This window comes from Actinoplanes sp. NPDC020271, from assembly GCF_044388125.1.
Lineage (GTDB): Bacteria > Actinomycetota > Actinomycetes > Mycobacteriales > Micromonosporaceae > Actinoplanes.
Genome location: NZ_JBIRWQ010000003.1, coordinates 250,693 through 262,955, shown reverse-complemented (window position 1 = coordinate 262,955; position 12,263 = coordinate 250,693). Strand labels below are relative to the sequence as shown.

The following is a 12,263-nucleotide window of genomic DNA, read 5'->3' as shown; positions in this document are numbered from 1 at the left end:
CGTCCCCCCCCCCCCCCCCCCCCCCCCCCCCCCCCCGCCCCCCCCCCCCCCCCCCCCCCCCCCCCCCCCCCCCCCCCCCCCCCCCCCCCCCCCCCCCCCCCCCCCCCCCCCCCCCCCCCCGCCAAGGGCGCAATGCCCGCGAGCCGGAGGCGACGCCGGTAAGCACAGCTAGTCGCCGGTGACGCCGTCGACGCGCTCGCGGATCAGGTCGGCGTGGCCGTTGTGCCGGGCATACTCCTCGATCATGTGGAGGTAGACCCAGCGCAGGCTGATCGAGGGCACCTTGGTGCCGGGGAACTCGTGGTCCAGCGGCAGCCCGGCCACCGCGGCGTCGGCGAGCCGGACCTCTTCGCGGTAGGTGGCGAAATCCGCCTCGGCGTCGGCGCCGGCCACGTCGTCGAAGTCGGCGTCCTTGTTGTCGTCGGTGCAGTAGATCTCGGTGGCGCCGGCGTCCTGACAGACGCGGTTGCGGAACCACCAGCGCTCGACCTCGGCCATGTGCCGGACCAGGCCGAGCAGGCTCAGGTTCGACGGCTCGACGGCCGCGGTCCGGAGCTGCTCGGCGGTCAGGCCGGCGCACTTGTGCAGCAGCGTCTGCCGGTGCCAGTCGAGCCAGCCCTGCAGCATGGGCCGCTCGTCGCCGGTGAGAGGTTCGGTCGTTCGGTGCGCCTCGGGCGCGGTCCAGGTAGTCATCGACGTCATCCTGGTGCAGCCGTCGTCACACCGCCACGCATTTCACGGCTCGTACTCGGTGGCCACCACCTCGTGCAGCCGGCCGTCCTTGGTGGTGCCCTCGATCAGTGCCCGTGCGTGCCGCCCGTCCAGGCTCAGCGTGCCGATCGCGTTGCCGAAGTACGGCCCGGACAGGCGCTTCCACCGGATCAGCGGCTTCGGCGCCCCGGCCGACTTGGCCAGCCCGCGGACCGACCGGATGACCGGCGGCAGCCAGGCGACCCGCATCAGCGGCCGCAGCGGCGCCGGCACCTCGTTGTGGATCGGTGAGCAGGTCAGCTGCATGACCGGGGTGGCCATGGCGTGCCCGAAGTCGGCCCGGGCCACGTACGAGTGGTGCACGTCCCCGGAGAGCACGGAGATGGACGCCGGAGCGGCATAGGCGCCACCGGCCCCGACCCGGTGCCCGGGCGCACCCACGCCGCCCTCCCCGAGCCGCCGGAACAGCTCGCCCAGCGCGGTGAACGACTTCCCGAACGCGGCCCAGTGCTCCAGGTCGAACGCGCGGCGCACCCTCTCCCCGAACGCGGCCCAGCGCTTCGACCGGCGTGACTCGGAGACCTTCTCGTTCCACGCCTCCAGGTGGTGGATGGCCGGCGGCATCAGCCACGGCAGGGACGAGCCGACGACCAGGTGGTCGTAGTCGCCGTGGGCCTGGCTGATGAACCAGTCCCACTCGGCGGCCGGCAGCATCGCCCGGGCGCCCGGGGTCAGGACGCGGTTGCAGCGGTTGTCCAGCACCACCAGGCGGGTGCGGCCCAGATCAAGGGCAAAGCTCCACTGGTACGGCCGGTCGGTGTTCTCGGCCGACCCGGGATCGTCCACTTCGAGCCCGAAGTCGTGCAGCAGATCGGTGGCGTCCTCGGCGGCGGACACCTTCTGGTAGAGCGGGTCGGCGTCCAGCTCGTCCGGGCTGAGGTTGCCCAGGTGCTGGTAGACCCAGTACGACGCGAGGCCGGCCGAGATCCGCTCCCGCCACCAGGACTCGCGGGCCATGTCGGCGCGCCAGGAGTCCGAGGTGTTCCAGTCGTCGATGATCTCGTGGTCGTCGAAGATCATCACGCTCGGCACGGTGGAGAACAGCCAGCGCACCTCGGGGTCGCGCCAGGACTCCAGGTAGAGCTTCGTGTACTCCTCGAACGTGATCACCTGGTCGGCCGGCCCGTCGTGGTCCGCCGGGCGGTTGCGGCGCAGGAAACGGCGCACCTTGTGCGAGGTCTCGTCGGCGTAGACCTGGTCACCGAGCAGCACCAGCAGGTCCGGCCGGTGATCGGGGTCGGCCATCAGGCGGCGGGCGTAGGCGTCCAGCGCGTCCGGCGGCAGCTGACGGCCGGTGGCCTGCGGGGTGGCCTGCCGGCACGAGCCGAAGAGCAGGCTCACCGGCTGCTCCGCGTCGTCGGCGGCCCGGGTGCGGATCACCGACGGCGGGTACGGCGAGCCGGCCACCGGCCACACCTCACGGTCGCCGAGCAGCACTCGGTACGCGTGAGCCGACTCCGGCGCCAGTCCGGTGACGACGATCAGGGCGTAATGATGCCCGTACGCGCAAAAGGTCGAAGCGGACCCGGAGGCCCCGCCCTCGGCCTCGACCCGGACGGTGGTGGGTTCGCTGGTCTCCACCCAGATGGTGGCGCGGTCACCGGTGACCCGGCGCAGCAGTGGTCCGATGAGCAGTTGCGCGGTCACTGAAACGGTACCGGCCTTCCAAACAGGTTCGGGGGGTGCCCACATACTTCCCGGTGAGTGCCCGGAATCGCCAGTACGTGGCCCACGCCACGGCCGGACGGCTCATCTGTCAGGATTTCGGCATGGAATACGTGGTCGCCGCAGTGATCCTGCTCGTCGTCCTGGTCGTGGGCGCGGTCGGGCTGGTCGTGCCCCGGATGCGCCGCAAGGAGCTTCCGCCGCCGCCGGTTCCCCAGGTGCCCGCGGTCGAGGAAGAGCTCCCGCCGCTCATCGAGAAGCCGGAGGTTCCCGAGGAGCCCGCGCCGGTCCTCCCCGAAGAGCCGGTCGTCGAGACCCCCGAACCCACCGCCGGCCGTCTGGTCCGGCTGCGCGCCCGGCTGGCCCGCTCGCAGACCGCCCTCGGTCGCGGCCTGCTCACCGTGCTCTCCCGGGACCATCTGGAGGAGGACGACTGGGAGGAGATCGAGGACAGCCTGATCACCGCGGACGTCGGCGTCGAGGCCACCCAGGTGATCGTCGAGCGGCTCAAGGAGCGGGTCCGCATCCTCGGCACCCGGACCGTCGCCGGCGTGCGCGAGCAGCTGGCCGAGGAACTGGTCTCGGCGCTCGAGCCGGATCTGGACCGCAGTCTGAGGACGACTCCGCACGAGGGCCGCCCGGCGGTCGTCATGGTGGTCGGCGTCAACGGCGCCGGCAAGACCACCACGTGCGGGAAGATCGGCCGGGTGCTGATCGCGGACGGCCGCAGCGTGCTGTTCGGGGCGGCCGACACGTTCCGCGCCGCGGCCGCCGAGCAGCTGGCCACCTGGGGTGAGCGGGTCGGCGCCGAGACCGTCCGTGGGCCCGAGGGAGGTGACCCGGCGAGCGTGGCGTTCGACGCGGTCAAGCGGGGCATCGAGACCGGCATCGACACCGTCCTGGTCGACACGGCCGGCCGGTTGCAGAACAAGGTCGGCCTGATGGACGAGCTCGGCAAGGTCAAGCGGGTGGTGGAGAAGCACGGGCCGGTCGACGAGACGTTGCTCGTCCTGGACGCCACAACCGGACAGAACGGACTGGAGCAGGCCCGCGTCTTCACCGAGGTGGTGGACGTCACGGGTGTGGTGCTCACCAAGCTCGACGGCACCGCGAAGGGCGGCATCGTCATCGCCGTGCAGCGCAAACTGGGTATTCCGGTCAAGCTGGTGGGCCTCGGCGAGGGTCCCGACGACCTTGCCCCGTTCGAGCCGGCGGCGTTCGTCGAGGCTCTCCTGGGCGAGACCGCGTAGTCTCTTTTCGACGAAGTTACATGCGATTTCCGTCGCGGGCAGGCGGAGCCGTCACGCGGAAGTATCAGGGAGGCTGTGGGTGACGCAGGAGCCGCTGCGCGAGATACCGCTGCACGGTGGCAACGTCAGCACGGTGTCCCGGATCGGTGACACGGTCCGGCGTAACGCCGGGCCGTGGACGCCGGCCGTCCACGCGTTGCTCAACCATCTGGAGCGGGTCGGGTTCACCGGCTCGCCCAGCGCGCTGGGCATGGACGAGAAGGGCCGCGAGGTGCTCACCTACCTCGACGGCGAGTGCGGCGAATATCCGCTGGCCCCGCACTGGGTGACCGAGGAGGCGCTGGTCACGGTCGCGACCATGCTGCGGATGTTCCACGACGCGCAGTATGGTTTCGTGCCCCCGCCCGGCGCGGTCTGGCGCTCGTTCGGCCCGCCCCCGCCGGACGCCGAGGTGATCTGCCACCACGACGCCGCCCCGCACAACGTGGTCTGGCGGCCCGACGGCACGCTCGCCCTGATCGACTTCGACCTGGCCTCGCCCGGCTCGCGGATCTACGACGTGGCCTACGCGGCCTGGACCTGGGTGCCGCTGTTCAGTGACCGCGACTCGTACACGCTGGGCTGGAAGCGGCCGAACCGGCCGCGCCGGCTGCGGCTGTTCGCCGACGCGTACGGGTTGATCCCGCGCGACCGTCATCGCCTCGTGCGCACCATAAGGAAACGGATCGTCGATCACGTCGAGGGCATCCGCCGGATGGCCGCGGCCGGTGACCCGGCATTCGTCCGGATCGTGCACAAGGGCCATCTACGTCGGCCAATGCGGGATCTGCGCCTTCTGGACTATGAACGACACACTCTGGAGTACGCCCTTCGTTGATCGTGGCCGATTCTGCTCCGCGGCCAAGATCGAGAAATGCCTTGTGAGGCTTTCTTCACACGTCGGAAACAACCCGTGACGCGCCGGAAATCGCGCGTAGACCGTGCTCGAAACAGCCAGCCGACACAGTCTGCGTCGAACCGGCCGACACGGCGATGCTGCCCCCTCGGTCGCGTGTTGAGAGGACACCTAATCCGAGAGGAGGCAGAACGATGGACACCGGTAATACCGCGTGGTTGCTCCTGTCGTCTGCACTCGTTTTGCTCATGACCCCCGGCTTGGCGCTCTTCTACGGTGGCCTCAACCGGTCCAAGGGCACCCTGAACATGATGATGATGAGCTTCTCCAGCATCGGGATCATCTCGATCCTGTGGGCGCTCTACGGCTTCAGCCTCTCGTTCGGTTCCAGCGGCAACGCGAGCCTGAACAACATCATCGGCAACCTCACCCAGTACGGCGGCACCGACATCAGCTGGGCCGGCGACCTCTGGGGCACCACCAAGATCCCGGTCTACGTCTTCATGGCCTTCCAGATGATGTTCGCCATCATCACGGTCGCCCTGATCAGTGGCTCCCTCTCGGACCGTCTGAAGTTCGGCGGCTGGGTGCTCTTCGCCATCGGCTGGTTCACGATCGTCTACGTCCCGGTCGCCCACTGGGTCTGGGGCGGTGGCTGGATCGGCGCGAAGCTCCACGCTCTTGACTTCGCCGGTGGCACCGCGGTCCACATCAACGCCGGTGCGGCCGCGCTCGGTGTGATCCTGGTCCTGGGCAAGCGGGTCGGCTGGCCGCGGGACAACATGCGCCCGCACAACGTCCCGTTCGTCGCCCTCGGCGCCGGCCTGCTGTGGTTCGGCTGGTTCGGCTTCAACGCCGGCTCCGAGCTGACCGTCGACAGCGTCACCGGTGTGGCGTTCGTCAACACACAGCTCGCCACGGCCGCGGCGCTGCTCGGCTGGGTCGCCGTCGAGTGGATCCGGGACCGCAAGCCCACCCTGGTCGGTGCCTCCTCCGGTGCCGTCGCCGGCCTGGTCGCCATCACCCCGGCCTGTGGCTTCATCGCCCCGCTGCCGGCGGCGCTGCTCGGCCTGATCGCCGGTGCGGTCTGCGCCCTGGCCGTCGGCCTGAAGTACCGCTTCGGCTACGACGACTCGCTCGACGTGGTCGGCGTCCACTTCGTCGGTGGCTGGATCGGCTCGCTCTTCATCGGCCTCTTCGCCACCAACACCGCCAACAGCGCCATCACCGACGTGCTCGGCGCCAAGGACGGTCTCTTCTACGGCGGCGGCTTCACCCAGCTCGGCCGGCAGTTCGTCGGCAGCGCCGCGGTCACCGTGTTCTCCCTGGTCGTAGCGGCTCTGATCGCCTACGTCCTGAAGGCGGTCAAGCTCCTGCGGGTCAGCGAGGAGGCCGAGATCGGCGGCATCGACATCGCGGCCCACGGCGAGAGCGCGTACGACTTCACCCCGGCCGCCGGTTCCGGTGGCGGCAGCGCCTTCGCTCTGGCGGGCATCGGAGCGGCCAAGTCGGTCGACGCCGACGGCAAGGCTGACACCAGCCAGAAGATCCCCGGTTAATCTCTCCCATGGCTGCCGAATTGGAAGGACTGAGCATGAAGCTGGTGACCGCGGTCATCAAGCCGTACCAGCTCGACGCGGTGAAGGAGGCTCTGCACGCCCTGGGCGTCGCCGGGCTCACCGTGAGCGAGGTACAGGGCTACGGCCGGCAGAAGGGGCACACCGAGGTGTACCGGGGCGCCGAGTACACCGTCGAGTTCCTCCCGAAGATCAAGGTCGAGGTGATCACGGACGAGATCGACGTCGAGAAGATCGTCGACGCCGTGGTGAGCGCCTCGCGGACCGGCAAGATCGGCGACGGGAAGGTCTGGGTGACGACGGTCGACGACGTCATCCGGGTCCGGACCGGCGAGCGCGGCCTGGACGCGTTGTAAGCACATGACCAACCCGTTGAGCGAACCCCCGGCCCCGCCCGTCGTTGCCTACGCGCAGCGCAAACCCGACGACAGATCGGGTAAGGCCGGTGGTTCGCTCGACAAGCTTCGCGAACACATCGGTGCCGCGGCGCGCGACAAGCGCGCCGCGGCTCTCGACGTCTGGCTGCGCGAGCTGTTCCCGAGCCACCTGCCCGGGGTCAGCCTGCTCGCGGTCGGCGGGCTCGGCCGGCGCGACTGCGCCCCCTACAGCGACCTGGACCTGGTGCTGCTGCACAACGGGACGGCCGGGATCGACCGGATCGCCTCCGCGTTGTGGTATCCGATCTGGGACGCCCGCCTCGGCCTGGACCACTCGGTGCGCACGCTGCCCGAGGCGCTGTCGGTCGCGCACGACGACGTGAAGGTCGCGCTCGGCCTGCTCGACGCGCGCCACGTGGCCGGCGACGAGGCGCTCTCGGCCGAGCTGATCGCGGCTTCCGGCGAGCAGTGGCGGCGGACCGCCGTACGGCTGATGCCGCAGTTGAAAGAGCTCACCCAGACGCGCTGGGCCGCGCACGGGGAGCTGGCCTTCCTCCTGGAGGGTGACGTCAAGGAGGCAGCCGGAGGGCTGCGGGACGTGACCCTGCTGCGCGGCATCGGACGGGCCGGGATCGCCGACACCATGCGCCCCGCGGTGCGCGCCGCCACCCTGCGGCTGCTGGACACCCGGGACGCCCTGCACCTCGCGGTCGGCCGCCGGGTCGACCGGCTGGTCGCCCAGGAACGGGCCGCGGTCGCCGGCCTGCTGGAGATCGAGGATCCGGACACGCTGCTCCGGCGGGTCTCCGGCGACGCGCGGACGGTCGCGCACGCCGTCGACGACGCCTGGCGGGCCGTCGACCGGCTGCGCGGCAGCCGCCGCCGCCCGATCGGTGCGCCGGCCGCCCCGGCCCGCCGCCCGATCGCCCGTGACGTGGTCGAGCACGACGGTGAGCTGGTCCTGGCCCGCACCGCGATCGGCCCGGTCGCCGACCCCAGCCTCTCCCTGCGGGTGGCCGCCGCGGCCGCCACCGTGCAACTCCCGATGGCGCGCGCCACCTGCGAGTGGCTGGCCGCCTTCTGCCCGCCGCTGCCGCACCCGTGGCCGGCCAGTGCCCGAGCCGCGCTGGTCTCCCTGCTCGGCGCCGGGCCCGGGCTGCTCCCGGCCTGGGAGACCTGCGACCGGTACGGCCTGATCGACGCCTGGCTGCCGGAGTGGGCCCGGATGCGCAGCCTGCCGCAGCACCACCCGATCCACCGGTTCACCCTCGACCGGCACCTGGTTCAGGCCGCCTACGAGGCCACCCGGTACGCCCGCGAGGTGGACCGGCCCGACCTGCTCCTGATCGGCGCGTTCCTGCACGACGTCGGCAAGGGCCTGCCGGGGGACCACAGCCTCGTCGGCGCCCCGATCGCCGCCGACATCGCCGCCCGGATCGGCCTGCCGCCGGCCGACGTGGCGACGATCGAGAAGATGGTCCGGCTGCACCTGCTGCTGCCCGACGTGGCGACCCGTCGCGACCTGGACGACCCGCTGACCATCTCCACGGTCGCCGAGGCGGTCGGCGATCCGGCCACCCTCGACCTGCTGCACGCCCTGGCCCGCGCCGACTCGCAGGCCACCGGCCCGGCCGCCTGGTCGGACTGGAAGGGCCGGCTGATGGCGGAACTGGTCCGGCGGGTGCACACCGCGCTGGACACCGGCGCGCTGCCGGAACCGCCGGAACCCGACCCGGAGCTGCTCAGCGGGGCTCTCCCGGTGGTGCAGCTCGACGGCGACCACATGTCGGTGGCCGCGGCCGACCGGCGGGGACTGCTCGCCGGCGTGGCCGCCTGCCTGGCCATGCACCGGCTCGACGTGGTCGCGGCGAACACCACGACGGTGGACGGGCGGGCGATCGTGGAGTTCTACACCCAGCCTCGGTACGGGACGCCGTACGACCCGGTCGCCCTCACCGCCGACCTGCGCCGCGTCGCGTCCGGGGACGTGTCGGTGACCCAGCGGGTACGGGCCCGCGCGATGAGTGCCCGCGGCGGCACGGCCGACCCCAAGGTCATCTGGCAGCGGGCGGCGGCGACCGACGCGGTGGTGCTCGAACTGCGCGCGGCGGACTCGGCCGGCTTGCTCTACCGGGTGACGGCGGCGCTCGACGAGGCCGGGGCGGAGATCCGGGCCGCTCGGATCTCGACTCTCGGCGGGGACGTGGTGGACGCGTTCTACCTGGTGGGTGCGTGGGCCTCGGCGGAGGAACGGGAACGGGTGGAACGGGCGGTGCTCGCCGCGGTGTAACCGGGGCCGGTCGAAGTGCGTTGGACCATCCGATGTACAGGGTGGAGAACGTCGCGGCGGCCGTCCGGAACGGGGCGGTCGGCCTGCGGGACGTGTGGGCCGGCGCCGCCACCGGAGATGTCACGAAAGATCGGGCTGTACTGGCAGCGCTGGCCCACCTGATCGCCTTGCAGGAGCCGGTCGATCGGGACGGAGCGCTCGCGCTCTTCGACCGACTCGGCGCCCGATCCGTGCCGCCGCCCGCGCGGATGGTCTACGCCCAGCTCAAGCAGTCCCCGTGGATGCGCGTCGGCCGGCGGGTGCGGTGGGAGATCCTGACCGACCGGGCCAACCCGTTCCGCCATTCACGCCGCTCTCAGGCGCTCTGGCTGCGCCTCTTCCGGGCCGGGCTGCCGTCGCCCGCGGTCAGGCTCGACGGCCGGACCGGTCCGGTGCCCTTCGACCGGCTGTGCACGGCTCCGGTCACGCCGATCGATCGTCCGGAACTGATCAGTGTGGTGGTGACCGCGTACCGGCCGGACATCGGGCTGCTGACCGCGGTCCGGTCGATCCTCGCGCAGTCGTGGCGCAACCTGGAGGTGCTGATCGTCGACGACGGGTCACCACCGGAGTTCGACCCGATCCTGGAACGGGCCGTGGCGCTCGACCGGCGGGTGCGGCTGCTGCGGCAGGCCGCCAACGCCGGGACGTACGTGGCCCGCAACGCCGGGCTCGACGCCGCCCGCGGCCCGTTCGTGACGTTCCAGGACTCCGACGACTGGTCCCACCCGCGGCGGCTGGAACGGCAGGTCACACCGCTGCTGCGGGACCCGGAGCCGGTCGCCACCACCTCGGACGGGCGCCGGGTCACCGAGGATCTCACGCTCACTCGGCTCGGCCTGAGTGGCGGCCGCCTCAACCCGTCGGCGCTGCTGTTCCGCCGCGAACCGGTCCTGGAGACGGCCGGCTACCTCGACGTCGTGCGCAAGGGCGGCGACTCCGAGTACATCGAGCGGATCACCGCGGCGTTCGGCCCGGGCGCCGTCCGCCACCTCCCGGAACACCTCGCGCTGATCCGGCTCTCCGGCGGGTCGCTGTCGCGCGCCGAGATCCGGCCGTACTGGATCCACCCGGCCCGCGCCCTCTACCGCTCCGGATACCTCGCCTGGCATCGGCGGATCGCCTCCGGCGAGGCCGCGGCCTTCCGGCCGAAAGACGGATCAGGCCGGCCCTTCCCGGCCCCCGCTCATCTCTTGCGGTCCGCTTCTGATCAGGTTCTGACCGAGACGTACGACGTGATCGTCACCGCCGACTGGCGCGAACCGGGCGAGACCCAGCGGTCCGCCCTCGCCGAGATCGCGGCGCTGCTCCGCCACGGGCTGCGGGTGGCGATCCTGCACCTGGAGGACTGGCGGCGCCCGTCCCGTACGCGTCTGCCGGTGCACCACACCGCGCAGGACCTGGTGAACGCGGGCCGGATCGGGCAGGTCGCGCTGACCGATCCGGTGCAGTGCGGTGTGCTGCTGGTCCGGCAGGCCGAGGTGCTGCGTCATTTACCGGCCGAACAGGTCGGCATCGTCCCGCGTACCGTCCTGGTCCTGCTCGACGACGTCCCGGACGGCGTCGTGGACGCGGGGATCTTCGGCGTCACGCCACTGTGGTGTCCGCGGACCCGGGCGATCCGGGCGGCTGCCGCCGACGTGGCGCTGACCGCGTTCGACCTCCCGCACGATCCGGCGGACTTCGCGAATCGGATAGCGGCCCACGCGCGTAACGGCCGGTGAGTTGCGCCGTTAGGCGTGTGTGGTCGCCCCCCGCGACCGCGACCGGGCACGGAGGTGAACGTCATGATTCTTCGGAAACTGGCCGGGCGGATGCGCGGACTCGGCCCGCTGACCACGGGTGCCGTCGTGGCCACCGCGGTGCTCGTCGCCGGGATCACGCTCGCCGCCGCGCTCGGCTCCACCCGGGTGGCCGTCTGCCTGCTGGCCCTGCTGCTCGCGCTCGCCGTCGCCGGGGTGCTGCGGGTCAACCTGCGGCTGGCCGGCCTGCGCGCCGACCGCCGGGAGATCCGCGACCTGCGCGTGGTGCTCGACCAGACCCAGCGGCGGGTGGTCTCCGCCGTCGAACGGCAACGCCTCGACACCGAGGACCGGCACCGGGAGCTGACCGACGCCGTGGCCCGGGTGGCCCGGATCGCCGACCGGGGCATCCGAGATCTGCGGTTCGCCGTGCCGCGCGAGGTGGAGGCGACCGTCCAGCTGTTCCAGGGGTTCACGCCGCGGGCGCCGATGCCGTCGTCCGGCGACTACGCGCTGAACCCGACGGACCTGCTGGAGTTGCTCTTCCTGGTTCGCAGCCGGCAGCCGCGGCTCGTCCTGGAACTGGGCAGCGGGACGTCGACGATCTGGCTCGCCTACGTGCTGGAACAGCACGGCGGGCGGCTGATCTCCCTCGACCACGACCCGGACTACGCCACGCGGACCCGGGCCGCTCTTGACGCGCACGGGCTGACCGGCGTCGCCGAGGTGCGCGACGCGCCCCTCGCCCCGGTCGACCTCGACGGACGCACCTACTCCTGGTACGACCCGGCCGTGCTGGAAGACCTCGACGACATCGACTTCCTGCTGGTCGACGGCCCGCCCGCGGCCGTCGGGCCGGACAGTCGTTACCCGGCACTGCCGGTGACCGGGCCCCGCCTCGCCGCCCGCGCCACGATCGTCCTCGACGATGCCGGCCGCAAGGACGAGCAGGCCGCCCTCCAGCGCTGGCTGTCCACGATCGACGGCCTCACCCGGGCCGGCGAGCTGCTCGGCCGCCACGCCGTCCTGGATCTGATGAAGCCGGCCGGCCTGGCCACGGCGAGCACCCCCGCCGCAGGGGGATCGGCGGGGGTGCTCTGATCAGGGACGGTCAGTAACCGAAGTCCTGGGTGACGTAGGGCGCGCCGCCCTCGCTGTAGACCGCGCCGACGCCGACCGCCTTCGACTTGCAGTTCAGGATGTTCGCGCGGTGCCCCGGGCTCTTCATCCACGCGGTGACGACGTCCTTGCCCGAGCGGTAGCCCCAGGCGATGTTCTCCGCCGACGGCTTGGTGTAACCGGCCGCCTTCTCCCGGGCGACGAAGTTCGACCCGCCCTTGCCGGTGTGGCTGAACGCGCCGGTCTGCGCCATGTCGGCGCTGTGCCCGCGCGCCGCCGTGACCAGCCGCGAGTCCACCTTCAGGGCGCCACAGCCGTGCGCGGCGCGCTGCACGTTGGTCAGTCGCACGATGTCGGCCTGCAGCGTCGACTCGGAGACCGGGGCCGCGTCGGCGGGCGCCGCGAAGAGCGTCGCACCGAGAGCGGCGGCGGGGGCGAGCGCGGCGACCAGGGCGAGGCGACGGAACAGCGTGCGCAAGGAGGACCCTTTCGAAGTTCGGCGCCTGGCGTACTGCCAGGTTCACCGTTCTCTTCGGCC

10 protein-coding genes are annotated in these 12,263 nt (G+C 71.9%); 7 read left to right on the top strand and 3 right to left on the bottom strand.

The window, feature by feature from the left end; translation table 11 throughout:
* Nucleotides 1-168 precede the first annotated feature (168 nt).
* Both ACH442_RS08535 and ACH442_RS08530 read right to left on the bottom strand, forming a co-directional pair.
* Nucleotides 169-693 carry a DinB family protein gene (locus tag ACH442_RS08535; protein ID WP_396337303.1) on the bottom strand — a complete coding sequence of 175 codons (525 nt, stop codon included), beginning with the start codon at nt 691-693 and terminating at the stop codon, nt 169-171.
* A 42-nt stretch (nt 694-735) separates the two neighbouring features.
* Nucleotides 736-2,418, bottom strand: a complete 1,683-nt coding sequence (locus tag ACH442_RS08530; protein WP_396337302.1) for an alkaline phosphatase D family protein — start codon at nt 2,416-2,418, stop codon at nt 736-738.
* A 122-nt stretch (nt 2,419-2,540) separates the two neighbouring features.
* On the opposite strand from ACH442_RS08530, the gene ftsY reads away from it, so the two are divergent.
* From ftsY to ACH442_RS08495, 7 genes are all read left to right on the top strand, one after another.
* Nucleotides 2,541-3,686: a signal recognition particle-docking protein FtsY gene (gene ftsY, locus ACH442_RS08525; RefSeq protein ID WP_396337301.1), complete on the top strand. Its 1,146-nt coding sequence runs from the start codon at nt 2,541-2,543 to the stop codon at nt 3,684-3,686.
* 79 nt (nt 3,687-3,765) lie between these two features.
* Nucleotides 3,766-4,563 carry an aminoglycoside phosphotransferase family protein gene (locus ACH442_RS08520; protein ID WP_396337300.1) on the top strand — a complete coding sequence of 266 codons (798 nt, stop codon included), beginning with the start codon at nt 3,766-3,768 and terminating at the stop codon, nt 4,561-4,563.
* Nucleotides 4,564-4,775: 212 nt separating this feature from the next.
* Nucleotides 4,776-6,140, top strand: a complete 1,365-nt coding sequence (locus tag ACH442_RS08515; protein ID WP_396337299.1) for an ammonium transporter — start codon at nt 4,776-4,778, stop codon at nt 6,138-6,140.
* Nucleotides 6,141-6,175: 35 nt separating this feature from the next.
* Nucleotides 6,176-6,514 carry a P-II family nitrogen regulator gene (locus ACH442_RS08510; protein WP_396337298.1) on the top strand — a complete coding sequence of 113 codons (339 nt, stop codon included), beginning with the start codon at nt 6,176-6,178 and terminating at the stop codon, nt 6,512-6,514.
* Between the two features lie 4 nt (nt 6,515-6,518).
* Complete coding sequence (locus tag ACH442_RS08505) at nt 6,519-8,825, top strand: [protein-PII] uridylyltransferase (RefSeq protein WP_396337297.1); 2,307 nt, start codon at nt 6,519-6,521, stop codon at nt 8,823-8,825.
* 32 nt (nt 8,826-8,857) lie between these two features.
* Nucleotides 8,858-10,588 (top strand): glycosyltransferase family 2 protein, encoded by a 1,731-nt coding sequence (locus ACH442_RS08500; RefSeq protein WP_396337296.1) that lies wholly within the window; start codon nt 8,858-8,860, stop codon nt 10,586-10,588.
* Between the two features lie 63 nt (nt 10,589-10,651).
* Nucleotides 10,652-11,707 (top strand): O-methyltransferase, encoded by a 1,056-nt coding sequence (locus tag ACH442_RS08495; RefSeq protein WP_396337295.1) that lies wholly within the window; start codon nt 10,652-10,654, stop codon nt 11,705-11,707.
* A 10-nt stretch (nt 11,708-11,717) separates the two neighbouring features.
* On the opposite strand, the gene ACH442_RS08490 is transcribed toward ACH442_RS08495, so the two are convergent.
* Nucleotides 11,718-12,203, bottom strand: coding sequence for a CAP domain-containing protein (locus ACH442_RS08490; protein ID WP_396337294.1), 486 nt, complete (start codon nt 12,201-12,203; stop codon nt 11,718-11,720).
* Nucleotides 12,204-12,263: the final 60 nt, after the last annotated feature.

What these genes read in the sequence shown, in the direction of transcription:
- ACH442_RS08535 (WP_396337303.1), bottom strand. Translation starts at nt 693, where the DNA reads ATGACTACCTGGACCGCGCCCGAGGCGCACCGAACGACCGAACCTCTC.
- ftsY (WP_396337301.1), top strand. Translation starts at nt 2,541, where the DNA reads ATGGAATACGTGGTCGCCGCAGTGATCCTGCTCGTCGTCCTGGTCGTG.
- ACH442_RS08515 (WP_396337299.1), top strand. Translation starts at nt 4,776, where the DNA reads ATGGACACCGGTAATACCGCGTGGTTGCTCCTGTCGTCTGCACTCGTT.
- ACH442_RS08510 (WP_396337298.1), top strand. Translation starts at nt 6,176, where the DNA reads ATGAAGCTGGTGACCGCGGTCATCAAGCCGTACCAGCTCGACGCGGTG.
- ACH442_RS08505 (WP_396337297.1), top strand. Translation starts at nt 6,519, where the DNA reads ATGACCAACCCGTTGAGCGAACCCCCGGCCCCGCCCGTCGTTGCCTAC.
- ACH442_RS08500 (WP_396337296.1), top strand. Translation starts at nt 8,858, where the DNA reads ATGTACAGGGTGGAGAACGTCGCGGCGGCCGTCCGGAACGGGGCGGTC.
- ACH442_RS08495 (WP_396337295.1), top strand. Translation starts at nt 10,652, where the DNA reads ATGATTCTTCGGAAACTGGCCGGGCGGATGCGCGGACTCGGCCCGCTG.